Annotated in this window: 23 protein-coding genes; 9 read left to right on the top strand and 14 right to left on the bottom strand. The window is 59.9% G+C overall.

The window, feature by feature from the left end; all coding sequences use genetic code 11:
• Positions 1-425 precede the first annotated feature (425 nt).
• Positions 426-1,253 (bottom strand): sterol desaturase family protein, encoded by an 828-nt coding sequence (locus tag MRS74_RS10605; RefSeq protein WP_254580260.1) that lies wholly within the window; start codon positions 1,251-1,253, stop codon positions 426-428.
• A 180-nt stretch (positions 1,254-1,433) separates the two neighbouring features.
• Here MRS74_RS10605 and MRS74_RS10600 point away from each other — a divergent pair, with 180 nt between their 5' ends.
• The 4 genes from MRS74_RS10600 to MRS74_RS10585 all read left to right on the top strand — a co-directional run bounded on the left by MRS74_RS10600 (position 1,434) and on the right by MRS74_RS10585 (position 4,049).
• A complete protein-coding gene (locus tag MRS74_RS10600) occupies positions 1,434-1,805 on the top strand; it encodes a COG4315 family predicted lipoprotein (RefSeq protein WP_254580259.1) in 372 nt (123 codons plus the stop codon).
• A 239-nt stretch (positions 1,806-2,044) separates the two neighbouring features.
• On the top strand, positions 2,045-2,542 hold the full coding sequence (locus MRS74_RS10595; protein ID WP_254580258.1) for an RNA polymerase sigma factor: 498 nt from the start codon (positions 2,045-2,047) through the stop codon (positions 2,540-2,542).
• Complete coding sequence (locus MRS74_RS10590; RefSeq protein WP_254580257.1) at positions 2,539-3,333, top strand: anti-sigma factor family protein; 795 nt, start codon at positions 2,539-2,541, stop codon at positions 3,331-3,333. The genes MRS74_RS10595 and MRS74_RS10590 overlap by 4 nt, the downstream gene beginning before the upstream one ends.
• A 104-nt stretch (positions 3,334-3,437) precedes the next feature.
• Positions 3,438-4,049 carry a flavin reductase family protein gene (locus MRS74_RS10585; protein ID WP_254580256.1) on the top strand — a complete coding sequence of 204 codons (612 nt, stop codon included), beginning with the start codon at positions 3,438-3,440 and terminating at the stop codon, positions 4,047-4,049.
• A gap of 34 nt (positions 4,050-4,083) precedes the next feature.
• Here MRS74_RS10585 and MRS74_RS10580 read toward each other — a convergent pair whose 3' ends face one another.
• The gene (locus tag MRS74_RS10580) at positions 4,084-4,956 is read right to left on the bottom strand and encodes a DMT family transporter (protein ID WP_254580255.1); all 873 of its coding nucleotides are present in this window, start codon (positions 4,954-4,956) and stop codon (positions 4,084-4,086) included.
• A 227-nt stretch (positions 4,957-5,183) separates the two neighbouring features.
• Between MRS74_RS10580 and MRS74_RS10575 the strand changes: the two genes are divergently transcribed.
• A complete protein-coding gene (locus tag MRS74_RS10575; protein WP_254580254.1) occupies positions 5,184-5,834 on the top strand; it encodes a TetR/AcrR family transcriptional regulator in 651 nt (216 codons plus the stop codon).
• Positions 5,835-5,869: 35 nt separating this feature from the next.
• Here MRS74_RS10575 and MRS74_RS10570 read toward each other — a convergent pair whose 3' ends face one another.
• Positions 5,870-7,138 carry a GGDEF domain-containing protein gene (locus tag MRS74_RS10570; RefSeq protein ID WP_254580253.1) on the bottom strand — a complete coding sequence of 423 codons (1,269 nt, stop codon included), beginning with the start codon at positions 7,136-7,138 and terminating at the stop codon, positions 5,870-5,872.
• 235 nt (positions 7,139-7,373) lie between these two features.
• On the opposite strand from MRS74_RS10570, the gene hmpA reads away from it, so the two are divergent.
• Positions 7,374-8,579, top strand: a complete 1,206-nt coding sequence (gene hmpA / locus MRS74_RS10565; protein ID WP_254580252.1) for an NO-inducible flavohemoprotein — start codon at positions 7,374-7,376, stop codon at positions 8,577-8,579.
• 135 nt (positions 8,580-8,714) lie between these two features.
• Here the strand turns inward: hmpA and MRS74_RS10560 are convergent, their stop codons facing one another.
• The gene (locus tag MRS74_RS10560) at positions 8,715-9,335 is read right to left on the bottom strand and encodes a hypothetical protein (RefSeq protein ID WP_254580251.1); all 621 of its coding nucleotides are present in this window, start codon (positions 9,333-9,335) and stop codon (positions 8,715-8,717) included.
• Between the two features lie 333 nt (positions 9,336-9,668).
• Here MRS74_RS10560 and MRS74_RS10555 point away from each other — a divergent pair, with 333 nt between their 5' ends.
• The 3 genes from MRS74_RS10555 (at position 9,669) to MRS74_RS10545 (ending at position 12,851) form a co-directional block, all read left to right on the top strand.
• Positions 9,669-11,036 carry an 8-oxoguanine deaminase gene (locus tag MRS74_RS10555; protein ID WP_254580250.1) on the top strand — a complete coding sequence of 456 codons (1,368 nt, stop codon included), beginning with the start codon at positions 9,669-9,671 and terminating at the stop codon, positions 11,034-11,036.
• A gap of 150 nt (positions 11,037-11,186) precedes the next feature.
• Positions 11,187-11,684: a xanthine phosphoribosyltransferase gene (gpt, locus tag MRS74_RS10550; protein ID WP_254580249.1), complete on the top strand. Its 498-nt coding sequence runs from the start codon at positions 11,187-11,189 to the stop codon at positions 11,682-11,684.
• A 156-nt stretch (positions 11,685-11,840) separates the two neighbouring features.
• Complete coding sequence (locus MRS74_RS10545) at positions 11,841-12,851, top strand: adenosine deaminase (RefSeq protein ID WP_254580248.1); 1,011 nt, start codon at positions 11,841-11,843, stop codon at positions 12,849-12,851.
• Between the two features lie 51 nt (positions 12,852-12,902).
• Here MRS74_RS10545 and MRS74_RS10540 read toward each other — a convergent pair whose 3' ends face one another.
• The 10 genes from MRS74_RS10540 to MRS74_RS10495 form a co-directional block, all read right to left on the bottom strand.
• Entirely contained in the window at positions 12,903-15,248 is a 2,346-nt protein-coding gene (locus MRS74_RS10540; protein ID WP_254580247.1) for a DNA polymerase II, read from the bottom strand.
• Positions 15,245-16,255: a diphosphomevalonate decarboxylase gene (gene mvaD, locus MRS74_RS10535; protein ID WP_254580246.1), complete on the bottom strand. Its 1,011-nt coding sequence runs from the start codon at positions 16,253-16,255 to the stop codon at positions 15,245-15,247. Before mvaD ends, MRS74_RS10540 begins: the two co-directional genes overlap by 4 nt.
• Before the next feature lie 54 nt (positions 16,256-16,309).
• The gene (locus MRS74_RS10530) at positions 16,310-17,248 is read right to left on the bottom strand and encodes a mevalonate kinase family protein (protein ID WP_254580245.1); all 939 of its coding nucleotides are present in this window, start codon (positions 17,246-17,248) and stop codon (positions 16,310-16,312) included.
• A 49-nt stretch (positions 17,249-17,297) separates the two neighbouring features.
• Positions 17,298-18,302, bottom strand: coding sequence for a mevalonate kinase family protein (locus tag MRS74_RS10525; protein ID WP_254580244.1), 1,005 nt, complete (start codon positions 18,300-18,302; stop codon positions 17,298-17,300).
• Positions 18,296-19,462, bottom strand: a complete 1,167-nt coding sequence (locus tag MRS74_RS10520) for a hydroxymethylglutaryl-CoA synthase (protein WP_254580243.1) — start codon at positions 19,460-19,462, stop codon at positions 18,296-18,298. Before MRS74_RS10520 ends, MRS74_RS10525 begins: the two co-directional genes overlap by 7 nt.
• Positions 19,463-19,477: 15 nt before the next feature.
• Complete coding sequence (fni, locus tag MRS74_RS10515; RefSeq protein ID WP_254580242.1) at positions 19,478-20,509, bottom strand: type 2 isopentenyl-diphosphate Delta-isomerase; 1,032 nt, start codon at positions 20,507-20,509, stop codon at positions 19,478-19,480.
• Positions 20,509-21,543 carry a hydroxymethylglutaryl-coenzyme A reductase family protein gene (locus MRS74_RS10510; RefSeq protein WP_254580241.1) on the bottom strand — a complete coding sequence of 345 codons (1,035 nt, stop codon included), beginning with the start codon at positions 21,541-21,543 and terminating at the stop codon, positions 20,509-20,511. The genes fni and MRS74_RS10510 overlap by 1 nt, the downstream gene beginning before the upstream one ends.
• A 115-nt stretch (positions 21,544-21,658) precedes the next feature.
• Positions 21,659-23,011: a TolC family outer membrane protein gene (locus MRS74_RS10505; protein WP_254580240.1), complete on the bottom strand. Its 1,353-nt coding sequence runs from the start codon at positions 23,009-23,011 to the stop codon at positions 21,659-21,661.
• A 37-nt stretch (positions 23,012-23,048) separates the two neighbouring features.
• Positions 23,049-23,681, bottom strand: a complete 633-nt coding sequence (locus MRS74_RS10500) for a response regulator transcription factor (RefSeq protein ID WP_254580239.1) — start codon at positions 23,679-23,681, stop codon at positions 23,049-23,051.
• Position 23,682: 1 nt separating this feature from the next.
• Positions 23,683-25,008: an HlyD family type I secretion periplasmic adaptor subunit gene (locus MRS74_RS10495; RefSeq protein WP_254580238.1), complete on the bottom strand. Its 1,326-nt coding sequence runs from the start codon at positions 25,006-25,008 to the stop codon at positions 23,683-23,685.
• Between the last annotated feature and the right edge of the window lie 4 nt (positions 25,009-25,012).

Raw genomic sequence — 25,012 nt, 5'->3', positions numbered from 1 at the left:
TGAATTCAGGCAACAGCAAAGCCAGTTTCAACTGTGGGATCGCCGCAGATGAAACACTACATATAGTGGACGCTGGATTAATTGGCACTAAATATAGATACAAACCGTTTTTTTTCAACTCTTGATTTAGCCAAGTATTCTGTGTAGCCGGGGCCGTTAAAGGCCCCAAAAGCCGCTACTCCGGGAGCTGTGTTCAAATTGCCGCGCCGGTAAATTTATATAAAAAAACTGCTTTACAATACGGCCAGATATGCAGCTCGCCAGCCCAGGGAACGACTGTACAAATAACACTCTATAATTACGCATTTGCACAATGCGCGCCGCGGCGCTGACTGTACAAATAGCAACCAATAGCTGTCACTTAAACTCCGCCGCAGGCACAACTGTTCGCCGCGCCCTCTGTACAAAAATACAGCCTGAGGCGGTTAGCGCGTATCCACCTTGCCAGCCGAATGCGAGCTCTCAGCTCCAGGCGTTCTGAACGGAATAAGCACCAGCTGCATCAGACCGAGCCTGTCTTCGCGCTGATATTCACGCAGACCTATCGTCATGCCCAGGTGCCCGGCAGACGGCTGGGCGCAGTAGCTGCCCAGCAGACGATCCCACAGCGACATAAAGAAGCCGTAGTTGCTGTTGGTTTCTGCCGCAATCACCGAGTGGTGTACCCGATGCATGTCCGGTGTCACGATCAGCCAGCGCAGGCCCGCATCCAGTTTAGCGGGCAAACGCAGGTTGGCATGATTAAACAGCGCCGCGGCACTGAGCGTCGCCTCGAACACCAGCACCACGACCGGGCTGATGCCCAACACCGCCACCAGCGCGACCTTGTACAGCAGCGACAGCAGAATCTCCAGCGGGTGAAACCGAAAACCGCTGGACAGATCAAGATCCAGATCCGTGTGGTGCACCCGATGCAGGCGCCAGAACAGAGGCACAGCATGAAACAGCCGGTGCTGCAGGTAGATCGCCAGATCCAGCAACAGGAAACCCGCCACCGCGCTCAGCCACGCGGACCATGCCTGCAGATTGAACAGCCCCCAGCCCTGCGCCTGGGCGTAAACGGCCATTCCCAGGGCTGCCGCCCCCAGAGTAAGGCGCTGCGCCAGTATATCGATGCCCAGCAGGCCCAGATTGATGCCCCAGCGTGTACCTCTGGACTGTCGACGGGCGCGCCTGGGCCAGGCATGCTCACAGAGCGCCACCAGCGCAAAGACAGCCACAAAAATCAGCAGACGCAGCGCTGACTCGGACATGGGGTTTCTCCCTTTAGAGTGATGCGCAGCACCGCTGCGCCTGTCACTGAACGGCGCCAGTCTCGCAAACACAAGCGCGACTGCGCAACGTCTTGAAAAATATTTGCAGCCCCTGGGAATAAAAACATCTTTCAACTGTTTATGAGTGTGAAGACCCAACTACTGAAGGAATCGTTCAACATGCGTAAACTCACCCTGGCTACCGCACTGTCCCTGCTCATCAGCGCCCCGCTGTTCGCCGCTCCTGCCATGACCGGCGACAGCACCAAGGGCGAGATCCTCACCGACGCTCAGGGCATGAGCCTCTATACCTTTGACAAGGACACTAACGGCCTGTCAGCCTGCTATGACGCCTGCGCCCAGAACTGGCCGCCGCTGCTGGCTGAAGCCGGCGCCGAAGCTGACGGCGACTTCAGCATTAGCGAGCGTAGCGACGGCAGCCTGCAGTGGACCTACAAAGGCGCACCACTCTATGGTTTCGTCAAGGACCAGCACGCAGGCGACATCACCGGTGACGGCCTCAAGGATGTCTGGCACCTGGCTCGCCCCTGATCCGTCGGCCGACAGTGCCTGACTGATCACGCCAGCGGCAGGGCCCTAGCAGCCTGTCGGACTTAACACTGATCTACTGCGGGAAAGCCGCCTTTGGTCATTTTTCGTTCTCTTTTTTGTTAAATAGAACCACTATTCGCCTCAAAATAGCTCAAAAACTGCCTCAAAACGGATTTTCCCTCGCTACGACCGGCCAAGCCCGACAGGCTGCTAGCCTGCCGCTCCAAGGACTGCACAGCGTGAACAAGAATGACCTTGTAGAACATTTGCCAGATCTGCGCCGCTACGCCCGCTCGCTGCTCTACGCCCCAAATGATGCGGAGGACCTGGTGCAGGAAACCCTGCTGTCCGCACTGGCGAACATGCCGCTGTGGCTGCGACGCAGCAAACGCCGCCCCTGGCTTTTCAGCATTATGCACAACAATTTCATTAACCTGGTGCAGCAGGGCAAAACCCGCGAGAAGCACTTTCCAAGCCTGGTTTCGCTCTATGGCGACCCGGTGGAGCAGCCCCCTGACGGGCCCTGCGCCGGCCTGCACCGGGCATTGCAATACCTGTCGGTGGATGACCGTTCACTGCTGCTGCTCGTGGCCCAGGCGGGCTTCAGTTACGAACAGGTTGCCCATATTCTGGATCTACCGCTGGGTACAGTGATGTCCCGGCTGCACCGGGCACGCCAAAAACTGCGGAAACTGCTCGAGCAGGCCGACGACCACCGCTACCGGGAACAGCAATGAGTACCTCAAATGAAAGCCCGCGCACAGGCCAGCCCTTCGATGCCGACCAGATGGAGCTGTGGCTGACGGCACGCCTGCCAGATACACAGCAGCGCAGGATCGATGACTGGCTGAGCCAGCATCCGCAGCAGGCGGCCTACTGGCACCCACTGCAACAGGATCAACGGCTGCTGGCGCAGCTCGATCCGGTACATCATCAGCGCAGCCTGGACGACTACGCGCTGAGGCCCCGTCAGGCGCCGCCTGCCCGGCCCTGGCGGCGCTGGCCAGTACTGCCAACCCTGACAGCTTTTGCCCTGGGTTCAGTCTGCAGCGCGCTGCTGATCCCCTTCTGGGCCACAGTTCCCACGCAGCCTGCAAGCCGGCCCGCCTTTGTCCAGAGCGCCCTCCAGGCCCATGCGCTTTACAGCGTGGAGGTGCGCCACCCCGTCGAGGTTGGCGAGCAGGAGCAGGCGCACCTGCTGAAATGGCTATCCAAACGACTGGACCGCCCGCTGGCAGCACCCGATCTCAGCGGACTTGGCTTCCAGTTACTCGGCGGGCGCCTGCTGCCGGCCCCAGACGGCCCTGCAGCCCAACTGATGTATCAGGATGCCGGTGGCGAACGTATCACCCTGTACATTGCCGCGGCGGCCGACAGTCAGCCCAGCAGCTTCCTGTTCAGTGAGCACAGGGGCGTCTCGACTTTCTACTGGGTTGACGGACACTGGGGCTACAGCCTGAGCGGGCGCATCGATCAGGCCCGCCTGTCACAGCTGTCGAACCAGGTATACCGGGCGCTGGTGCTCTAGCGGTTGCCGACACCGCTCAAAGCCCCTAAGCTGACGCTGGCCTGTGCCGTACACAGCCGCCATTGCGCCCGGCACCCCAACGTCCAACAGCACCGAGTCGCCCCATGATCTTTGACTTCGACACCCTGTCGCCCAACCGCCGTTATCACCTGATCACACAGGGCCTGGTACCGCGCCCCATCGCCTGGATTCTGAGCCGCAACGACAACGACAGCCTGAACCTGGCCCCGTTTTCGTTTTTCAATGCCGTCTGCTCCGATCCACCGCTGCTGATGCTGTCGATCGGGCGCAAGGACGGCGGCGAGATCAAGGACTCGCGCCGCAATATTCTCAGCAAGCGTGACTTCGTGATCCAGATACCATCCCGCCACCACGCCGCAGCCGTGACCGCCAGCGCCGCCAGCCTCGAGTACGGCGAGTCGGAACTGGCATCGCTGAAACTGGAGCTGGCGGACTTTCCCGGCTGCAGCGTGCCACGCATCAGCGACACTGGCATTGCCATGCACTGTGAATTCCACGAGGTGCATTATCTGGGCCCGGCCGAGCAGGCAATCGTCTACGTCCGCGTGCGCCAGTTCTACGTCAGTGACGACATTCTGAGCGAGAACAACGGTCGCCACAGCATCGATGCCGCCGCACTGGAACCACTGGCCCGCCTGGGCGGGGCTCAGTACGCAAGCCTGGGTGAGCTTTTTTCCATCGCCCGACCGTCCTGATCGGGCACGTCCGACGCCGGGGCCGGCCAAGTCCCTAACTAGGCCGGTGCAACAACCAGCGCCAACGGTTGATCAGCAGCGACAGAAAAATCAGCGAGCAACCAATCAGCTGCTGCAGGCTCATCTGTTCGTGCAGCCAGAGCATGGCCAGCAGCGCCGTCCATACAGGCTCCAGTGTCATGATAATGGCGGCATGGCTGGCGGACGCCATGCCCTGGGCCTTGATCTGCAGGAAAAAACGCAGGCTGGTCGCGATCAGAATACTCGCCAGCAGCCAGCCAATACCGACCCCGCTGATAGGCAGAGCCCAGGTCTCGGTCAGGCCGGACGCCAATAACGCGATCAGGCCAACGACGCCGAGCTGAATCCCGGTCAGCGCCACCGGCGGAATACTCAGCGCATATCGGCTGTTAAGGTTGAAATGCAGCGCCAGTATCACCGCCGCCGCCGCAAAGTAGCCATCGGAGGGCGCAAAGCTCAGTCCCGCCTCCAGCGACAGGCTTCCAAGCCCAAGCGTCGCCACCAGCAGGGCGACCCAGGTGCTGGCCGATGGTGTCTGGCGAAAAAACAGCCAGCCGACCACCGGTACCAGCACAACACTCAAACTGGAAATAAAGGCACCAACCCCCAGTTGAGTGGCCTTGGCCAGCCCCAGTATCCAGCACAGCATGGCGAGTCCCATGACCACACCGGTGGCACCGGCGCGTCGCCAGGCCTGCCATTGCAAAAGCCGCACCTGATGCCAGCCCAGAAACCCCACCAGCAAACCCGCCAGTAAAAATCGCACGCCGATAAAACCCAGCGGAGGCATCTCGTTCAGCGCCTCGTGAGAAAACATCCAACCCATGGCTGCCAGCAAGGTTACCAGCAGCATCAGCAGGTCGGCCTGCAAGCTCTTCGCCATCATTGAATGCCCATCCCTGACCACCACCCTAATGAAACATCGTTAAAAATCCTGCCAGCCCCGATAGTGCCGGCAGCCATCACAAGCTCAGCCTCGTCAGCACAAGATCTTGTCTCTCACAGGCTCGCACACCCTTTCTGCGTCCTCTGGCCATAACCCAAAGGAGTGGCCCGCAACAGCACCGGATCCCTTATAATGGGCCATCGTTCAGGTCAAAAGAGTTCGCAGGCATGCAGTTTGAAGTCAATGCTCACAGCGCAGACAAACCCGCCGGTCGCATTCGGCAACAAAACGAAAAGCTGATTATCAGCGCGGCTGAGCAGGAATTTTCCTGTCATGGCTTCAAGGGTACCAGCATGCAGCGGGTGGCCGATCGCGCCGGCCTGCCCAAAGCCAATATCCACTATTACTTCAGCAACAAGCTTGGGCTTTACTACGCGGTGCTGGCGAACATTATCGACCTCTGGGACAGTACCTTCAATGAGCTGAGCCCCCAAGATGACCCGGCTATCGTATTGCCGCGCTATATCGCCGCCAAAATCGAGTTTTCCCGTCAGTATCCCCTGGCCTCACGTATCTTTGCCATGGAGATACTGAGCGGCGGCCCTCATCTGAGCAAGTTTTTCAAACAGGATTATCGCAGCTGGTTCAAGCAAAGGGCGGCGGTGTTCGAGCACTGGATTGCCGACGGCAAGATGAAAGCCGTAGACCCGGCCCATCTGATATTCCTGCTCTGGGGCTCCACCCAGCACTATGCCGACTTCGCCGTTCAGATTGAGGCCGCCCTGGGAGAAGAGTCACTGGGGCCAGAGGTGTACGAAACGGCAACCCGAACGCTGACCGAGATTATCCTGCGCGGCTGTGGCATAGCCATCAAGTAGCCCCGCGTGACCCCGGCTCAGCCAGCAGCCAGATATTAAACGGCACCGGCGCTGACCACCTGGTTGCGCCCCCGGTGTTTGGCGCGATAAAGCGCTTCATCCGCGCGGCGCAGCAACCCCTCGGCCAGAGCCTCCTGGCTCGGGATGGTACAGGCCACCCCCATACTGATAGTCACCCGCTCACTGACTTTTGACGCGGCATGCATAATGCCCAGCGCCAACACCGCCTCGCGCATCTGCTCGGCCAGCAGGCACGCCTCCTGCAGTCCGATGCCGGGCAGAATGATCGCAAACTCCTCGCCACCAAACCGTGTCACGGCATCCCCGGCCCGCCGCGCATGCAGATCCAGGGTGCTGGCGACCGCCCGCAGGCAGTCGTCGCCCATCAGGTGACCGTAGTGGTCATTAAAATCCTTGAAATAGTCGATGTCACATATGATCAGCGACAGCACCGATTGCGCACGCAGGGCGCGGCTCCACTCTTCGGCAAAGTGTTCATCAAAATAGCGCCGATTCGGGATTTCCGTCAGACCGTCGATCGACGAAAGCGCGTACAGCTTTTCAGCCAGGGACTCGGCGCGCTGTTTTTGTGCCCTCAGCTGCAGCTCGGTCCGGGAGCGCATCTCGATGTCCTCACGCAGCTGCTCATTCAGCTTGAGCACCTGACGCTGCTCCTGACGCAGTTCACGCAACAACTGCTCATTGACCACACCACTGGCCACGAAGCCCTCAAAAATATCCGCGATACGGTAAATCGAGCGCAATGAAAATACGAAAAAACCCGCGCTGACCAGCCCCATCGCCATCTTCTGTGGCTCAAGCGACATCAGCAGTACCAGCGCCACCGGCAGCAACGTAATCGCAGAGAAGATCAGAAACATGCGTGGCGATACCGAAGCGGTACTCACTACGCTGCCCGCCACCATTCCGGCCAGGCACACATAGATAAAGGCCGCATCAGCAAAGGGCAGGCTGTATTCAACATAGAGGCCGATTATCGCCCAGCTCAGGGCTGCCGCAACGAAGCCTGCGACATGCAGGTGCCGCCAGCTGGCTGATTCGAGCGCCTTGCCGTTCTGATCCCGGCGCCAGGCCGCAAAGCACAGATACAGCGACAGACGCGACAGGATCACCAGGGCGGCGGCCAGCAACCAATAGACATAGAACGCCTGCTGCGTTAACCACCAGTAGTAACCGCCAGCACAGGCTGACACAAAGGCCCCCCCACACAGTGCAACCGGTGTTTGCTCATGCTGAGCCTCCAGTAGCTTCCTGCGCAGATAGCGGGCGTCCAGCGGACTCATCGGGTATAGGCCTCCGGATGGGTACGGGCAAAGTCCCCAAACCAAAATCTAACAATAGATGATCTTCGGGGACCCAGCGCTCTGTTGACCATAGACCTTTTTTTATACAACCGTCAGCAAATTGCGACAAATAGAGCGACAAGCACTCAGACCTGCCATCTCTGTTGACTTCCACATACATATATAGATAATACATTTTTAAAGATGCACTCAAATAACACCTTAAGGAACCCCCATGCTGCAACCCCATCACATCAAGACCGTTCAAGCCACTCTGCCATTGCTGGAGTCGGCGGGCCCTGCCCTCACCGAACACTTTTATGCCCGCATGTTCCGCGACAACCCGGAACTCAAGGACGTATTCAACCTCGCCCACCAGACATCAGGCGCCCAGCCCGTCGCGCTGTTCAACGCCATCCTTGCCTATGCGCGCTATCTGAACAACCCGGCAGTCTTGAGCCAGGCCGTTGAGCGCATTGCCCAGAAGCATACCAGCTTCCTGATCCGCCCAGAACAGTACAGTATTGTCGGCCATCACCTGCTCGAAACCATCCGTGAGCTCGCGCCCGATGCCGCCACCGCTGAAGTGCTCGAAGCCTGGGAACTCGCTTACGGGCAGCTGGCCGAGATATTCATCGGGCGCGAGGCTGAAATCTATGATCAGGCCGCGAATGCGAATGGAGGATGGCGTGGCAAGCGGCGTTTTCGCCTGGCCAGCAAGATTCAGGAAACCGACCTGATCAGTTCATTTGAATTTGAGCCACTGGACGGTGCGCCAGTCAGCCTGTTCAAGCCCGGCCAGTATCTGACAGTCTCCATCAGCCACCCGAGCCTGGCACAGCATGAGTATCGACAGTATTCGCTATCCGATGCCCCCAATGGCCGCAGCTACCGCATCAGCGTCAAACGTGAAGCAGCCCCCGTCCCCGGACAGGTTTCCACCTATCTGCACGATGAGTTGCAGGTTGGCGATGAAATTGACCTGTTGCCGCCTTCCGGGGACTTCTACCTGGATGTAACCCCCGATACGCCAGTAGTACTGCTCAGTGGCGGTGTGGGCCTGACGCCCATGCTCAGCATGTTCAACAGCCTGGCAGAGGCCTGCCACCGCGCACCTGTGTACTATCTGCATGGCTGCGAGAATGGTCGCCAGCACGCCTTTGCAGGGCAGGTGGCAGAACTCTGTGCCAGCCATGAGCTGTTGCACAGTTTCTGCTGGTACCAGGCTCCGCTGGCAACCGATACTGCTGACCAGGACTATCAGGCCACCGGCATGATGGATTTGGCACCGCTGCGTGCAGCCATTGAGCGGGATAACACGGAATATTACTTTTGTGGCCCCCTGCCCTTTATGCAATCAATCCACCGCCAGCTGAAAGCCTGGGGTGTGGCCGACAGTCGCCTGCACTACGAACTCTTTGGCCCGCACCAGACGCTCTGATAGCGCAGCAGCATTCGACTAGACAGGCCCGGCCGAGCGGCCGGGCTTTTCAGCGGTATGAGTTGCTCAGCACTCTGAGTCGCGGATCTTAAGAGAAAGGCCTGTTCAGGCAAATATTCGACAAGCCACACGCTGTTAGCGCGCCGTGGTACTGGACTGATATGCCTGCCATTCGTTTTTCCAGTGTTCATCCAGCGGCCCCAGAAACGGCCGCAGCACCTGCTTGTCGGCCTCGGAAACCTTGGCAACTTCCTGCGCCATCACGCCAATCTGGGCGACCCGGCTCTGAAACTGCGGCGGCATCATGGCCTGCAGGGCAGGATCCATCGTTTGCATGCTGCGAGCCAGCTCCAGGATCTGCGGATAGGCGGCCTCGGCCTTGAGCGCAGCGTAACCAAGCAGAACCCGATCCCCCACCCAGGCCCAGGACTGGGCATCAACGAAACGACCGCCGCGCGCCAGCTGATCCAGTTGCTGCAGCTGGCCCGGCTGCTGATGCTGCAGAATAGTCAGCCCTCGAGCATGGGGCCGGAAAGCCTCACCGGCCACAGGCTGCAACTCTGAGCGCAAGCGCTGTCCCAGGGCAGGGTCGATCTGGTTGGCGAAGGTCTTAACCTCAGGCATAAGGGCGATATAGGCCTCGACCTGCTGCGTCGACAGATCCTGCGCCTGGGCAGATGAACTCAGCAACCAGAGCAGGCCCAGCGCAAGGGACCCAAGCCCGGTGAAACCCTTGAATGAAAATCGGCTCAACATAGAATGCAACTCCGGCAGAAAATCAGCAGTATCGGGGCCCCAGTATGAATGGCGCCTGAGCCATCTGTACAGACAGTTTGCCCAGAGCCAGTGGAAAATCGGCCTGTCTGCCAACGCGCACCGCCGACTTGCCGACCGGCGCCCGGCATCGCATAATGCGTACTATCAAGCTTATTTTTGTATACAGACATTCTATGTACTGCAACGTCTCCGAGCAGCGCCTGGCGCCGGTTCAGAGGCGCTGGCGAAGGGTTCACGCCTAAAACAACCCGACCGGACCGACAGCGCAACCGATGCGTTCTGTCGACGATCTAACTGTTTGAGGAAGTCACCATGAACCCGCGTCTCTGGATAAAATCCCCGCTGGCCATCTACACCGGCACCGACAAGGATGCCCGCGGCGGCATCGTCGTCCAAGGCAACCGTATCGTTGAAATACTGGCCGCCGGACAGCAACCGGCCCAGCCCTGCCAAAACACCTATGACGCCCGCGAGCATGTCGTCATACCCGGGCTGATCAACTGCCACCACCACTTTTACCAGACGCTGACCCGCGCCTATCCCGACGCCCTTAACAAGGAGCTGTTTCCCTGGCTCAAGAGCCTGTACGGCGTCTGGGCGCACCTGGAGCCGGAGATGCACGCCCTGGCCACCCGGCTGGCCCTCACCGAACTGCTGCTGTCCGGCTGCACCACCGCCGCCGATCACCATTATCTGTTTCCCGCCGGCATGGAGCAGGCCATCGATATTCAGGTGGAGGAAGCCCGTGCCCTGGGCATCCGCGCCGTACTGACCCGCGGCTCCATGAGCCTGGGCGAAAACGACGGCGGCCTGCCGCCCCAGAGTACGGTACAAACCGAAGAGCAGATTCTGCTCGACAGCGAACGTCTGATAAACCGCTACCACGAGCGTGGCGAGGGCGCCAAAATACAGATCGCCCTGGCGCCCTGTTCGCCCTTTTCGGTCACGACCAACATCATGCGCCAGAGCGCAGCCCTGGCCGAGCGCCTCGATGTACGGCTACACACCCACCTGGCCGAGACGCTGGACGAGGAAGCCTTCTGCCAGCAGCACTTTGGCATGCGCACCGTGGATTACCTCGAAAGCGTCGGCTGGTTGTCACCGCGCACCTGGCTGGCCCACGGCATTCATTTCGATGACCAGGAAATCCAGCGCCTGGGCGACGCTGGCGTTGGCATCTGCCACTGTCCCAGCTCCAACATGATGCTGGCCTCGGGTATCTGCCGCAATCGCGAGCTGGAAGCGGCAGGCTCTCCCATTGGCCTGGGCGTCGATGGCTCGGCCTCCAACGATGGCTCCAATATGATCAACGAAGTCCGCCAGGCCCTCTATCTGCAGCGCCTGCGCTACGGCGCATCCAAGGTGACCCACTTTGATGCCTACCGCTGGGCTACCGCAGGTTCGGCCCGGGTACTGGGACGTGATGATATTGGCACCCTGGCTATCGGCAAGCAGGCCGATATTGCCCTGTTCCGGCTCGACGAGCTGCGTTTTTCCGGCAGCCATGATCCACTGGCAGCGCTGCTGCTGTGCGGCGCACATCAGGCCGATCGCGTGATGGTGGCGGGCGAGTGGAAAGTGATCGACGGCACTCTGCCGGGCCAGGACCTGCAGCAACTCATGGCCGAGCATCGCCAAGCCGCCATGCGACTGGCAGCAAAGGCCATGGCCGGTCGCTAAACCGCACCCGGTCCTGCGATATTGCCTGTAGCCTGCTGTGGGCACTGTGGGAGCGGCGGTGCCGCTCCCGACTTAGCAAAGTCTGACTAATCGGTTATGATTCCGCATCGCCGCGTTTACGCAGCCCCAATCGATCAGGAGAACAGACCCATGGCCTCAATGCCCTATCGCAAAGACTTTCCGGTTTCCTGGGAGGAGTTGCATCGCAATGCCCGCGCACTGTCCTGGCGCCTGCTTGAACTGGGCCCCTGGAAAGGCATTATTGCCATTACCCGCGGTGGCATGGTGCCGGCGGCCATTCTGGCGCGCGAACTCGATATACGCCTGATTGATACCATCTGCGTCACCAGCTATGCCAGGGGCGAGGACAAGGACGGCGCCGCCATGGTGCGCGGTGAATTGAATATCCTCAAAAGTGTTGAGGGCGATGGCGAGGGCATGATCCTGATCGACGACCTGGTGGATACCGGCAAAACCGCCCAGTGCGTGCGCGACCTGCTGCCCAAGGCCCATTTCGCCACCATCTACGCCAAGCCCGCCGGCAAGCCACTGGTAGATACCTTTATTACCGAAGTCAGCCAGGACACCTGGATCCGTTTCCCCTGGGACATGGACTACGCCTTCGCACCTCCCCTGGCCGACCGCTAAGCCGAGCTCCTTCGCGCATTTTGCTGCAGCGCCCGCGTGGCGACATCGCCCGGCGTCGCCACACTGGCATCCTGACTTCTTTTCGGTTTAACTCTGGAAGTGATCCGCCCGCTCATGGCGGCGGATAACCAGACCTGCGCACAGGAGATCACGGCCATGGAACACTTTCTCAACAACCTGCCCAAAGCCGAACTGCACATGCACCTCGAAGGCAGCCTCGAGCCCGAACTCATGTTCGAACTGGCGCGGCGCAACAACATTGAGCTGCCCTACGACACCGTTGACCAGATCCGCGCAGCCTACAATTTTGGCAATCTGCAGGACTTTCTAGACCTCTATTACCAGGGCGCCGCAGTCCTGCAAACCGAACAGGACTTCTACGACCTGACCTGGGCTTATCTGAAGCAATGCGAAGCCCAGAATGTAATCCACACCGAGCCCTTTTTTGATCCTCAGACCCACAGCGCCCGCGGCATCGATATAGGTACTGTTATCCGCGGCATAGACCGGGCGCTGCAGCACGGACATGAGCAGCTGGGCATCAGCAGCCGGCTCATCCTGTGCTTCCTGCGTCACCTGAGTGAAGACGATGCCGCCCGCACCCTGGAGCAGGCGCTGCCCTATCGCCAGCACTTCGTCGCCGTCGGTCTGGACAGCTCGGAAGCCGGCCATCCGCCGGCCAAGTTTCAGCGCGTGTTTGACCAGGCCCGCCGCCTGGGGCTGCTCACAGTGGCCCACGCCGGCGAGGAAGGCCCGCCGGAGTACATCTGGCAGGCATTGGACCTGCTGCAGGTTGCACGCATCGACCATGGCGTAAGGGCCAGCGAAGACCCGGCCCTGATCGAGCGCCTGGTGCGCGAGCAGATTCCCCTTACCGTCTGCCCACTGTCCAATGTGCGTCTGCGGGTGTTCGACAGCATGTCGGACCACAATGTACTGGAGCTGCTGCGTCAGGGGCTGCGCATCACCATCAACTCCGATGATCCGGCCTATTTTGGCGGCTATATGGGGGAGAACTTCCAGGCGCTGCACAAGGCCCTTTCGCTGACCCGCGCCCAGGCGATCCGGCTCAGCCGCAATGCCTTTGACAGCGCCTTCGTCAGTGATGACGAAAAAGCCGCGCTCCAGGCACGGCTCGATAGTTTCGTCAGCCAGTACCGCGATTAGCCAGCCATTTGCCAGCGACAGGAGCTTTATTGGGTACAGGCAGCTTGCGCTTCAGAAGAGCCCGAACTGGGGCGCCACCAGGCCATCAAAGTCCTGCCCCAGAAAAGGCAGCAGGGTATCGACCACTGGCTTGAGCTGACGATCGATATAGTGCTGATAATCCAGCGGTGAGCGCACCCAGCCCACTGGCTCCGGGCCGCTCACCGTAATCAGATACTCCACATGGCTGCCGGGGCGAAACGGGCTGCGCCGCCCCTGGCGCTGCATTTGCTGCTCCACCTTCAGCGCCGCCTGCACGTGGGGCGGCCGGTTGCGCTGATACTGATCCAGCGGCCGACGCAGCCGCTTGCGATACACCAGCTCCTCATCCAGCTCACCGGCCAGCACCCTGGCCACGGTATCGCGTATCAGCGCCTCGTAGGGCTGATCGTGGAAGACTCGCTCATACAGCTCCAGCTGCAGACGCCGCGCCAGCGGTGTCCAGTCGGTGCGCACATTTTCCAGCCCCTTGAAGACCAGCTCCTCACCACCATCCGCCAGGCGCTTGAGGCCGGCATAACGCTTCTTGCTGCCCTTGTCGGAATGGCGCATGCGCGGCATCAGAAAGCGGTGGTAATGGGTTTCGTATTCAATTTCCAGGTGGCACTCAAGACCAAAACGCTGCACCAGCTGATCCTGCCACCAGCGATTCAGGTGCAAGGCCAGAGCCTCGCCACTGCGCTGGGCGTCTGCATCGCTGCAGCTGTCACCGAGCCAGACAAACACCGAATCGGTATCGCCGTAGATCACCTTGTAGCCAAAACGCTGCTCGATTTCATCCCGGGTGCGGTTAAGAATTTCGTGACCGCGCAACGTAATGGAACCTGCCAGGCGCTGATCAAAAAAGCGACAGACATTGGACCCCAGCACGCCGTAGAAGGAATTCATGATGATCTTGATGGCCTGGGACAGCGGCGTATTGCGCGCCTGCTTGGCCTGGTCGCGGGCCTGCCACAGCCGCTCGATAATGCGCGGCAGTATGGTATCGCTGCGGGAGAAAATGGCACCGTTAAAGCCCGGTACCAGGTCATCAGGCTCAGCGCCCTCGCGCAGCCCGCGGGCCATGCCGTAGGGATCTACACAGAAGGTACGGATGATACTGGGATACAGACTCTTGAAGTCCAGTACCAGCACCTGGCGATAGAGCCCCGGCACCGACTCCATCACAAAACCGCCGGGAATCGACAGACCCGACTGGCCCGATGCGTATTCGGAGGCAACATAGCCGCGGCGGTGCAGCTGCGGCAGATACTGATTGTCAAAGGCCGCCGCCGAGCCGCCGATCTTGTCCAGTGGCAGGCCTGTCAGGCGGGCCCGCTCGACCAGATAATGCAGCAGCTGCGCCTTGGCGAAGATATCCCACACCAGCACGCAGTCTTCCAGGTTATAGCGCGCCAGCGCCTGCGGATCATCCCGGAACAGGCGCTGGATTTCCTCCCCCCGCGTATCCACCTTGTCGACCAGCTTGCCGCGCTGCAGAAACACCCGCGCCACATGCTCCAGCGAAAAGCTCTCGAAACTGAAGGTGGCACCACGCAGGGTATCGATGCCATCGATTACCAGCCGACCGGTGAGGCGCACAAACCCCTTGCCTGCGGCGGAATCAATCAGCTTTAGCGCTCGGGCATCCCGCCCCAGACAGAGCCTGACACCCAGCGCCCGGGCGCGCTGCAACAGCACCCGAAAATCGAAGTCGATAACATTCCAGCCGATAAAGATATCGGGGTCGAACGCCCGTACCAGCTCCATCAGCCGTTGCAGCAGGGCACACTCATCGGGCAGATACTCGAGCCAGTCGGAATCCACGCCCTGGCCGCGCATCAGTACCCGGCGAAAACCCTCGCCATAGAGCCCGATGGAGTGGATGCGGTCGGCGTTAAGGGTCGTTTCCAGATCGATGGACAACATGCGCAGCTGCGTACTGTAGTCGGCCGGGCGCAGCAGCGGCGTACCGTCGCTGCGGCTGACCACGCTGACACCGCCCTGAATGAAGCGCTCCATGAGGTAGCGATCAACCGGGCGGATATCCTCCTCCAGCAGCGCAACGCCCCCCAGGGTCAGGCGCTCTATCAGACTGCGCTGCAGCTTCAGGCTTGGGCTGTAGAGCGCCGACACCGCCTCACCGGTAAGGTCCTGCAGCTCAAGCTCGGTCAGCGTCCAGCCCGACAGATCCTGCAGCAGCTGCTCTACCTGATCGGACTGACTGCGGCGGACAAAGAAGACGGCTTTCTGGCCGCCAATGCGCACCTCCTGCGCCCCCGTATCGGTGCTGAGCCAGTAACTCAGTTCGATACCCTCGCGGGTGTCACGCTGCTGCCGGCTCAGCACAAAGCCCGTCAGCTCAGGTGCTGCACTCAAGCGCGAAAAGGCGCCACAACTTCCAGCCCCGGGAATGCCTGCTCGATTGGCGCCTGATCGGCGGCCTCGAACAGCAGCTTGAGGTTGGGGCCTGCATCCATGGTGAAATAGACCGCCAGGCCTTGCTGGCGCAACTGCCAGACTTGCTGCATGGCGGCCACCGAGTCCGGCGTCCAATACAGCAGCGGCGGCCAGGATGCGATCATGGTGGCATGCATCGACAGCGCGTTCTGCTCGGCCGTCTGGCCCAGCAGCGCAAAGTCCTTCTCGCCAATGGCCTGGTGCAGTCGGGTCAGATCGGCGGCAGCCTGTAACGGCCAGCTCTGATAAAGATGGGCCGTTTCGATGGTACGCTTCATGCCGGCGCGGCTGTCGACGGCCTTTTCACCGGTCGCGACCTTCACAAGACCAATACGCAACTCAGGCCAGCTTGCCTGGAGCTGTACACCGTGGGAGTCCATGCCATCATCACGGACGCCATCGTCCCACTGCACAAAGCCCTCGAACAGCGAACGGCAGGCACTGCCACTGCCCATGCGGGCAAAGGCCGACAGCACCGCCGGTTCCAGCTGCAGATCCAGCCACTGATCCAGTGCCAGCGTCAGGGCAGCAAAGCCCGAGGCCGACGACGCCAGCCCCGCCGCTGTGGGGATATTGTTGCGGGTATGCACATGCACCGGCAGGGGCCTGCCTGCGCGAAACAGATCGACAAACGCCAGCAGCTTGCGGGTAAAAACAGCGTCCAGCGGCTGCTCGGCATCGTTGAGCCAGACCCGGTCGCAGCCATCGGGGGCAAGAATCAGACGAGTGCGGCTTCCCAGGTGTGCCAGTGATACCGAGAGACTCGCATTGATCGGCAGGTTCAGTTCGGCGTCGCGCTTGCCCCAGTATTTGCACAGCGCAATATTGCTCGGTGCAAAGGCCTCCGCTTCGGGCCCTGGCGTCAGCGTAGCCGCAAGATGTGCCTGTACGACCTGTTGTTTACTGATCATCTGTTTGCCGCTCATCTGCCGCACGTCTCCTGCCGCTATCGATAAAAATTATGCCGCCCACGGACCGCCTCAGTAGCGCTCCAGCCGCAGGCCCTGAGCGCTGACCGCCACCTCGATAGGCTGAAAATCCGCCGCCAGCGCAGTATCCTCGCCCAGCGCCAGTACACAGTCACCAAGCCCTGAACCGGATATCTTGGCCCCCAGGACGGCAGGGTTGGCGCGCAGACGATAGATCATCTGCGCCAGTGTCGGGTCGTTAACCCCCAGCGCGTCCATCAGGCCCTGATAAATATTCATCAGCTTGCCCAGCTGCGGCCAGTCCTGTTGCCGCACGGCCACTTCTGCCGCCACAGTGCTGCGGTGCATCAGCTCGTAGAGTCCAGTATGCAATGGCTCAAGACCGCTGGCTGCCTGTTGCGCCACGAACGCCAGAACGTCGGGCGTACGGGTCTTGTAGCCGGCGTAGTACAGGCTGATCGGTGGCAGGCCCGGCAAGCGGTCAACCCTGCGTGGTGACACAGTGTAGCCAATCAGTCCGCCATAAACGCTGGCGGCAAGATCGGTACCTGAACCTCGCCCCTGTACCTGGTGAATTATCGCCAGCGCTTGATCAAACACATAGTCCGGCTCAGTGCTCTGGTCGCAACAGGCCAGCAATGCCGCCACCAGCGCTGCGGTGACCGCCGCCGAGGAGCCAAGGCCCACGGTATGGGAAAATTCGGATTGGATATCAAGCTCGAAGCCGCACGGCAGGCGCTCGGCGAACAGGCCAATGGTGGCCAGTACAAAGCTGAGGTTTTCATCCAGGGGCAGTGCATCCAGAGTACCGCTCACAGTGCCCAGCGCGGAGCGCACATGCACCTGGCGATCCTTGCGCCGCACCAGTTGCAGGTGCATAAAGCGGTTCACCGCACAGGCGATCGCCCTGTGGCCGAACAGTACCGCGTGCTCGCCCATGACCATAATGCTGCCGGGCGCGCAGACCTTGATCGTTGTCCATTCACTCATGTCCGTCCCCCTGTTCCTCTGCGGCGCTAGCCCGATCATGCATTCAAGTTCAGGACAGCCAGCGCACGCCCTGGCGATCTTCCTTCAGTTTGCCCCAGCGCCAGTCCGGTGCCAGATTCAGCCTGTCCGGCGACCCCTCTGGCAACCACAGCAGCATGAGCCCGCCCTGATCCCCTGATACGGAACCGGCACCACACACCTTGGCCGCCCCGCCGCACTGCTCCACCTGCTCGGCGAGTCGCACCAGGGGTGCCGGCACTACGCCAATACGTGTCAGCAATCGGTGATTCTCCCGCACCGGATCGACCAGCGACTCACCGCGCAGCAGGGCCTGCTCTACATGATCGGTCACAGCGGCAAAATCATGCCAGATGGCGGAGCCTGCAAAGTTGCGGCGCACGCGATCAACGCAGGCACCGGTACTTGCAGCCGGCGTGCCGGTAAACAGCCAGAACCAGCCCTCCCCCAGACCCTGCTCAGCCAGCGGCAGGCGGCTGACTGTACCCTCGCGTACCTTCACCAGCCCGCCGTGGCAGACCGCCGCCGCATCAATGGCACTGCCCTGACCATGCTGCAGGCGCTCGCAGTGACGCACCTGCTGCACCAGCGCCTCAATATCGTCGAACTCGCCAAAGAGTTTTAACAGCGAGGCGATCAAGGCCGCGGATGAGCCCATGCCGGCGCCAATGGGAATATCGGAATCGATCTTCACCCGCCCGCCATGCAGATGCTCCAGGCCCGACAGCAGGCGCGCCATGTCCACGGCGTAGAATACGAGCTCGGCGGGTTTTTTCAGGATCTGACCGATGGACAGTTCGCCGCGCAGATAGCGCTCGAAGTAGGAGTCCAGCCGGGTACGCAGGGAATGGAACTTGTCGAAGCCCAGAACATGGGTCTTCTCATGGGTCTGCCAGCTTAACCTGGGCAGTCGGTCGGGTTCAAAACTGACGCGCATCTGGCGATCCACCGCCAGCGCCAGCGCCGGCGCCCCGTATACGACAGAGTGCTCACCACTGATGATGATCTTGCCGGGGGCGCAAACCTGCTTTAGCACACAACGTATTCGCGCTTGTGGTGAGAAATGGCCGCCAGACGGAAGCGCCCGGTGGTGGTCGCCGGGATATCGTGGTGCTCACCGTCACGGGGATCGGGATAACGATACAGCTGCAGGTATTCTTCGTAGCTGAGTTCCTGGCGCGCATCCAGCAACTGGCGGTGCTGATCGCGGTGCAACCAGCGCTCATACCCTTCCATCACCCGGCCGGAGAAAAATTCCGCCACACAGCCAGAGCCGTAACTGAAAAAACCGATGCGCTGACCCGCCAGATTCTGCTGGCAGTTTTCCAGCAGCGATGCCAGACCAATGTACATGGAGGCGGTATAGCTGTTGCCGATGGCACGGTTATACAGCAGCGTGTCCTCGATCTGCCCGTCCAGCTCTTCTGCATTGAGCGCGCACTTGTTCAGTTTGGCCAGATGCTGATGCGCCTTCTGCGCCATGCGTCCAAACGGCAGGTGGTAACAGAAATGACCGAAGTCAGTGAACACCAGTGAGCTGGCAGTGCGGAAATTCTCCCAGGCCTTTTTCAGCGATTTGAGATAGATCTTGGTCGAATACTTGCCATCGACCAGCGCCGTACTGCGGTAGTTGGGCCGCCAGAAGTCCATCACATCCTCGGTGTAATTGCCGACTTCCGGGTCAATTTCCACCAGCCGCGGATTGGCACTGACCATCATGGCAACGGCGCCGCAGCCCTGAGTTGCCTCACCCGGTGTATTCAGGTCGTAACGCGCAACATCGGACGCTACCACCAGCACCTTGGTGTCAGGCCGGCGTGCCACCAGGGCACAGGCCATCTGGATTGCAGCCGTGGCGCTGTAGCAGGCCTGTTTCAGCTCAACCACGCGACAGTTCGACGACAGCCCCAGCAGGCGGTGTACATAGACCCCCGCGGCCTTGGACTGGTCGATACCGGTTTCGGTCGCAAACAGCAGCGTTGTTACGCTCTCACCGGCGCCTTCTGCCACCAGGGGCATTGCCGCATTGGCCGCCATGGTGACGATGTCTTCGTCCGGCGCGGCCATGGCCATTTTTTCCTGTCCTATACCAACGTAGTACTTCTCCGGATCTGTCTGCTGGGCCTCGGCCAGAGTGCGCAGATCCAGGAAATAGTTCGAGGTATAGAAACTGATTTCATCAATACCGACTGACATAAGTGGTTGTGTTCCTCAACGTTCTTCAAGAAGCAGATTCTGGTTCCTGAACAACGACGCGATATCCGGAGTTCCCAGCAGAAACATGGCAATTCTAAACTCTCTGCGCAGCTGTTCGATAACGGCAACCACGGCATCCGCAGACTCCATCGCAGGGCGCAGAAAGGGCGCGGCCAGGCCGCACAAAGAGCCGCCGAGTATAACAGATTTCACCATATCAATCCCATCTCTAAGACCGCCACTGGCGATCAGGGTGGCGCGGTCTGCATAGGGTTGGGCAAGCTGCAATGCCAGCGGCGTGGGCGTCCCCCAGTCCTGAAAACGCAGCCCGGTGGGATCTTCCCCACCCGTGCAGCGATGGTACTCGATCCGGCTCCATGAGGTACCGCCACTGCCGGCCACATCAAACAGGGTGATGCCGCAGGCCAGACCCGCCGCGATATCCTCCGGCGCCAGGCCACAGCCCACTTCCTTGAGAATCAGCGGCACCGACAGTGAGCCCGCCAGTGCGGCAATACGCTCACTGAGGCCGGCAAAGTTGGTATCACCTTCGGGCTGAATGGCTTCCTGCAGCGGGTTCAGATGCAGATAGAGCGCGTCGGCCTCCAGACAGTCCACGGCTTGCTGACACTGGCGCTGATCAAAGCCGTAGTTCAGCTGCACAGCACCGACATTGCCCATCAGCAGCGTGGTCGGCGCCAGGTGGCGCAACTCAAAGCTGGAACGCGCTTCAGGCTGGGTGAACATAACCCGCTGTGATCCCACCGCCAGCGCAACCTGGCAGCGCTCAGCCGCTTCGGCCAGGTTGTGATTGATGGTGCGTACCAGCGCATGATCACCGCCGGTCATGGAGGAAATCAGCAGTGGAAAGCTGAGAGTCTTGCCAAGCAGGGTGGTGGAGCTGTCGATTGCCGCCAGATCCAGGTTCGGCAGCGCCCGGTGGCGCAGGTGAATGCGATCAAACCAGGCCCCTCCCCGCTCGATCGCCGGGTCCTTTTCGATGGCCCTGATATGCTCTATCTTGCGCTCGTTTGTCGGGTCCGACATTATCGCTCCAGCTTGAGATGAGCGGCCATCAGCTCACCCGGGTTGGTTTGTGCCGCCAGCAGGGACAGCTCGCCACAGAGCACGGTCGCGCCACAGATGGCCGCAAGCCGGCGGGCATTGGCACCCGGGTCGCGGTCTTCCTTGCAGCCGAGCAGGCGCAGGTTTTCCTCGACAAAATCGAGCCCCTTGCCATTACCCACGGTACCGACGATCAGATTGGGCAGAGTACAGGAGAAATACAGGTCACCATCGCGCACCTCGGCGTGCACCACCCCCTGAGAGCCCTCGATGATATTGGCGGCGTCCTGACCGGTGGCCAGGTAGAACGCCAGCAGCATATTGGCGTAGTGCGCATTGGCACTGCGCAAACCACCCGCGATCAGGGTGCCGATCAGATTTTTCTTGATATTAAGATCGACCACCTTTTCCGGCGTGGTGTGCAGCTTGCGCTCGCACAGGTCCCGCGGGATCAGGATTTCAGTCACCACATACTTGCCGCGACCCAGAATGCCATTGACCGCCGTAGCCTTCTTGTCGGAGCAGTAATTGGCCGAGATCGAGGAGTAACGCAACTCCGGATACTCAGACAGGATCCAGGGAATCAGCTTGTCGGCGGCATTGGTGACCATATTGTGACCCGAAGCGTCACCGGTGGTGAACTCGAGGCGCAGGTAGATCAGATTGGCGACAATCTGGGAATGCATGTCGATCAGCTGTGCAAAACGGCTGGAGAGGCCAACCACCTCATTCATGGCATCGCGCCGGCTCTTGATCGACAGCAACGCCTGGTGCGCGGCCCAGGCATCATCCGCTTCCAGCAAGATGGAGCGGCTCATGCGCTCATCAATCACCGACGTCTTGATGCCACCAGCCAACACTGAAATACGCGCACCGCGCCCTACGGAGTGCCACAGCGGCGTTTCGTAGGTCGCCAGCGGCACCCACACTTTCTCGTCAAGCAGATGGCCCGTGAGCCGAATGGGCCCCACCGAACGCATCGGTATGGGGGCCTGTTGGATCTTGTGTGCTTTCATAAAGGAGGATGCCGCACCAATTAAAAAGGGTTGCGCCATGCAACCCTTGAGCTCTAAGAATGTTCAGGCAGCGCGGATTTTATCCAGCCACCTGAACAGATGCAAACCCGCCCGGTTAAGGATTGGTGCCCGCCATCTCGGTTGAGTCCATCATGGCCCCGTCCTGCGGCAGGGATACATCAAGCGCACTGAGCAACTGACCGGTACCATTGATGACCCGATACTGAGCAATCAGGTAATCGAACGTGGAGTCTGTGAGGGTATTCTTGGCCGAGAAAACCTCATTTTCGGTATCCAGCAAATCGAGCAGGGAACGCTGGCCGATATCAAACTGCTTCTGGTACGAATCGCGGGTTTTCTCCGCTGAGGCCACGTACTGCTCGAGGAATTTCACCTGCTGACCCAGAATCTCATAGGCGTTCCAGGACAGGCCGAGACTCTGCACCACCTGACGATCGGCACTGTTGCGGATCTCTTCAGCTTCGTGGATCTGATACTGGGTTTTGCGCAGACGGGCGTCGTCTGAACCACCGTTATAGAGGTTGTAGCGCAGACGCAGCATGGCGGTGAAGTCTTCGTTGTCGCCGCCAACACCGTCGATGTCGTTGTAGAAGGTGCGCTCCATTTCAAAATGGAAGGTCGGCAAACGACGGCTGTAAGCCGCTTCATACTGTGCCCTGGCCGCTTCGATATCGGATGCCGCCAGTTGCAGCGTGGGCTGATTCGCCGCCGCCTGTTCCAACGCCTGATCGAGGCTCGCCGGCATATTCAGCCCCATCGGAACTTCAAACTGCGCCGGCGGCTCAGCACCCACCACGCGGATGTAGTTGGCCTTGGCGTCACGCAGGTTGTTGTCCGCGGCCAGCACGTTGACTTCGGCCAGTGCCAGACGGCTTTCAGCCTGCTGGTTCGATGACAGGCTGCCAAGGCCCGACTCGGAACGCTTGCGGATCTGACCATAGATCCGGACATGGTTATACAGCGTTTCCTTGGACAGGCGCAACAGCTCCTGGCGCCGAATCAGCTCAAGATAGGTACGGGTCGTATCCAGCGCAAACTGTTCAGCCACTTCACGCACGCGGGCGTCGGCCGAACGCAGTCTCGCTTCCTGACGCTGCACTTCGCTCTCAGTAGCCAGACCATCAAACAGCATGTGGCGGAAATTCAGCGTCGCCTCTTTACGCCACATGTCCTTGTCGCCGTCACCCGCCGCGCCTTCGGCACTACGGGTCGTCGGACTGTCGGTCCACTCATAGCCCACACCCAGCAACAGGTCGATATCCGGGTAACGCCCCCCCACAGCTTCACGCACTTCTTCGGCGACTGCGCGCTTGGCATTGATTGCCGCCGCCACTTCCGGATTCTGTAGCATGGCCTCAGCCACCACCTGCTCCAGCGGAGCCGCCTGGGCCACCTGAATTGCCGAGGCAATTACCAGACTCAACAATACACCTGTCTTTTTTATCATCTTGCGAATCTCCCTAGCAGCGACTTACGCCTAGCGTTCAATGAATTGCATGTCGTTCCTGCGCCATCAGAATCAGAGAAACCCGATCTCCGGCTCCAGTCTTCCTTAATATGGCGCTTATATGCGCTTTTACAGTTCGCTCCGTGATCTGTAATTCCCTGGCGATCTGCTTGTTAGACGCACCCGCCATCAGTATATCCAACACCTGCTGCTCCCGCTCACTCAAATTAGCGGCCAGGCCCACCTTTTCAGACTGCACTGACAATAAGGCCGAAGGGTGACCATTTAACAGGCGTTTAACCAATTGCTGCATCACAGAAGGCGTGGCCCAGATATCACCACGCCATACAGTTTCAAGCAACTGCTGCAAAAGGGAGCCGGTAATAAATGTACTGGCGTAGCCGCGGGCGCCCTGCGCCAGCAACCGAATACCTTCATCATTCTGCGGACGGTCCGCCATAATCACGAACAGCTGCTGTTTGGACTCCAGCCCCTGTATCAGCTCACGGCGCATTTCCGGCGCCACCGAATCCAGATGCAACAATATCAAACCGCCCGACAGCCCTTCTGCCAGTTCTTTAGCCTGCAGTTGGCGTACCTGATACTCCGACAGCAGGCGCGCCCACCGACTCGCGACATTCGCCTGTACTGAAAAAAAGCCAAGATCCATGTCAGCGTTCCGTAAAGGCCCGATCCCGGGCTTTAAGTATCGGCTTCAAAATGTAATCCATTACCGTTTTTTTCCCTGTCAGAATATCAACGCTCACGGTCATGCCGGCAATAAGCGGAAGTTTCTTGTCCACAGGCCCCAGATAGGGCTGTTTTGTTTCAAGACGCACCAGATAATACGCCCGTTTTTCCTCATCGAGTATAGTGCTCGGTGAAACAAACTCCACGGTGGCTTCCAGTCCACCATAAATGGAGAAATCATAGGCCGAAACCTTGACCGTTGCCGGCAGTCCGACGCGGATCTGGGCAATATCGGCCGGACGCACCCGTGCTTCAACCAGCAGACGATCCTCCCAGGGCACTATATTCAGCAACTGATCACCGGGCTGAACCACACCCTCGACGGTATTGACCAGCAACTGCTTGACCGTACCCTTGACCGGTGAGCGCACCTCGGTTCGGGTAATTCGATCCTGCATGCCCTGCAGCGTTTCCCTGAGACGGGCCAATTCACCGCTCATCTCATTCAGCTCGGCGCGGGCCTTGGAACGAAACTGCAACTCGCCTTCATTCAAACGGCTGCGATGCTCGGAAATGGCCGCTTCGATACGAGGCACGCTGAGGCGAATACCGGCCAGCTCGCCCTTCATGTCATTGACCTGACGACGCAGACGAAGGTATTCCACTTCAGAAATCACACCCTCACCCACCAGCGGCTGCATGATATCAAGCTCTTGCAGCATAAGGTTGTAGCTACTGCGGATCTGCTCCTCCTTGGATCTGGCCTCACGCAGTTCCTGCTGTCGCTGCTCGAGCTGGCGCTGCGTCACCGCGAGGTTCGCACGCAGCTCCTGTTCCCGCGCGTTATACAGATTGCGCTCGCGCTCCAGCTGCAGCGTGAACTGCACCGGATAGTTCTCGGGCGCAACAAAGGGCGCCCCGTCCGCTTCGGCCTGCAGCCGCACCACTTTGGCAACCAGTTCGAATTCCCGCACCTGACTCTCGTTAAAGGAACTGGCAAAGCGTGTATCATCGATACGCAGCAGTATCTGCCCACGCTCTACCAGGTCGCCTTCACGCACCAGAATTTCGGATACAATGCCGCCTTCCAGGTTCTGTATCACCTGCAGCTGGCGCGACGGGATAATTTCGCCCTCTCCCCGACTGATCTCATCGAGCTTGGCCCAGTTGGCCCAGAGCACCGCAAGCAGTACGAACAGAGCCATCACCCAGAGCAGTACCCGGGCACTGCGCGGCGTCTGCTCCAGCATGGCCTCGCTGATGCTGGTCATGAACTGGGTATCTTGCTGTTTAGCGATCCTATTCATGTCA

Source organism: Marinobacterium sedimentorum, assembly GCF_024267675.1.
Taxonomy (GTDB): Bacteria; Pseudomonadota; Gammaproteobacteria; order Pseudomonadales; family Balneatricaceae; genus Marinobacterium_A; species Marinobacterium_A sedimentorum.
The sequence above is the reverse complement of the archived record's forward strand: the minus strand, read 5'-3'. Positions and strand labels throughout refer to the sequence as shown.

What these genes read in the sequence shown, in the direction of transcription:
- MRS74_RS10605 (WP_254580260.1), bottom strand. Translation starts at nt 1,253, where the DNA reads ATGTCCGAGTCAGCGCTGCGTCTGCTGATTTTTGTGGCTGTCTTTGCG.
- MRS74_RS10600 (WP_254580259.1), top strand. Translation starts at nt 1,434, where the DNA reads ATGCGTAAACTCACCCTGGCTACCGCACTGTCCCTGCTCATCAGCGCC.
- MRS74_RS10590 (WP_254580257.1), top strand. Translation starts at nt 2,539, where the DNA reads ATGAGTACCTCAAATGAAAGCCCGCGCACAGGCCAGCCCTTCGATGCC.
- MRS74_RS10585 (WP_254580256.1), top strand. Translation starts at nt 3,438, where the DNA reads ATGATCTTTGACTTCGACACCCTGTCGCCCAACCGCCGTTATCACCTG.
- MRS74_RS10580 (WP_254580255.1), bottom strand. Translation starts at nt 4,956, where the DNA reads ATGATGGCGAAGAGCTTGCAGGCCGACCTGCTGATGCTGCTGGTAACC.
- MRS74_RS10575 (WP_254580254.1), top strand. Translation starts at nt 5,184, where the DNA reads ATGCAGTTTGAAGTCAATGCTCACAGCGCAGACAAACCCGCCGGTCGC.
- MRS74_RS10570 (WP_254580253.1), bottom strand. Translation starts at nt 7,138, where the DNA reads ATGAGTCCGCTGGACGCCCGCTATCTGCGCAGGAAGCTACTGGAGGCT.
- hmpA (WP_254580252.1), top strand. Translation starts at nt 7,374, where the DNA reads ATGCTGCAACCCCATCACATCAAGACCGTTCAAGCCACTCTGCCATTG.
- MRS74_RS10560 (WP_254580251.1), bottom strand. Translation starts at nt 9,335, where the DNA reads ATGTTGAGCCGATTTTCATTCAAGGGTTTCACCGGGCTTGGGTCCCTT.
- MRS74_RS10555 (WP_254580250.1), top strand. Translation starts at nt 9,669, where the DNA reads ATGAACCCGCGTCTCTGGATAAAATCCCCGCTGGCCATCTACACCGGC.
- gpt (WP_254580249.1), top strand. Translation starts at nt 11,187, where the DNA reads ATGGCCTCAATGCCCTATCGCAAAGACTTTCCGGTTTCCTGGGAGGAG.
- MRS74_RS10545 (WP_254580248.1), top strand. Translation starts at nt 11,841, where the DNA reads ATGGAACACTTTCTCAACAACCTGCCCAAAGCCGAACTGCACATGCAC.
- mvaD (WP_254580246.1), bottom strand. Translation starts at nt 16,255, where the DNA reads ATGAGCGGCAAACAGATGATCAGTAAACAACAGGTCGTACAGGCACAT.
- MRS74_RS10530 (WP_254580245.1), bottom strand. Translation starts at nt 17,248, where the DNA reads ATGAGTGAATGGACAACGATCAAGGTCTGCGCGCCCGGCAGCATTATG.
- MRS74_RS10520 (WP_254580243.1), bottom strand. Translation starts at nt 19,462, where the DNA reads ATGTCAGTCGGTATTGATGAAATCAGTTTCTATACCTCGAACTATTTC.
- fni (WP_254580242.1), bottom strand. Translation starts at nt 20,509, where the DNA reads ATGTCGGACCCGACAAACGAGCGCAAGATAGAGCATATCAGGGCCATC.
- MRS74_RS10510 (WP_254580241.1), bottom strand. Translation starts at nt 21,543, where the DNA reads ATGAAAGCACACAAGATCCAACAGGCCCCCATACCGATGCGTTCGGTG.
- MRS74_RS10505 (WP_254580240.1), bottom strand. Translation starts at nt 23,011, where the DNA reads ATGATAAAAAAGACAGGTGTATTGTTGAGTCTGGTAATTGCCTCGGCA.
- MRS74_RS10500 (WP_254580239.1), bottom strand. Translation starts at nt 23,681, where the DNA reads ATGGATCTTGGCTTTTTTTCAGTACAGGCGAATGTCGCGAGTCGGTGG.
- MRS74_RS10495 (WP_254580238.1), bottom strand. Translation starts at nt 25,008, where the DNA reads ATGAATAGGATCGCTAAACAGCAAGATACCCAGTTCATGACCAGCATC.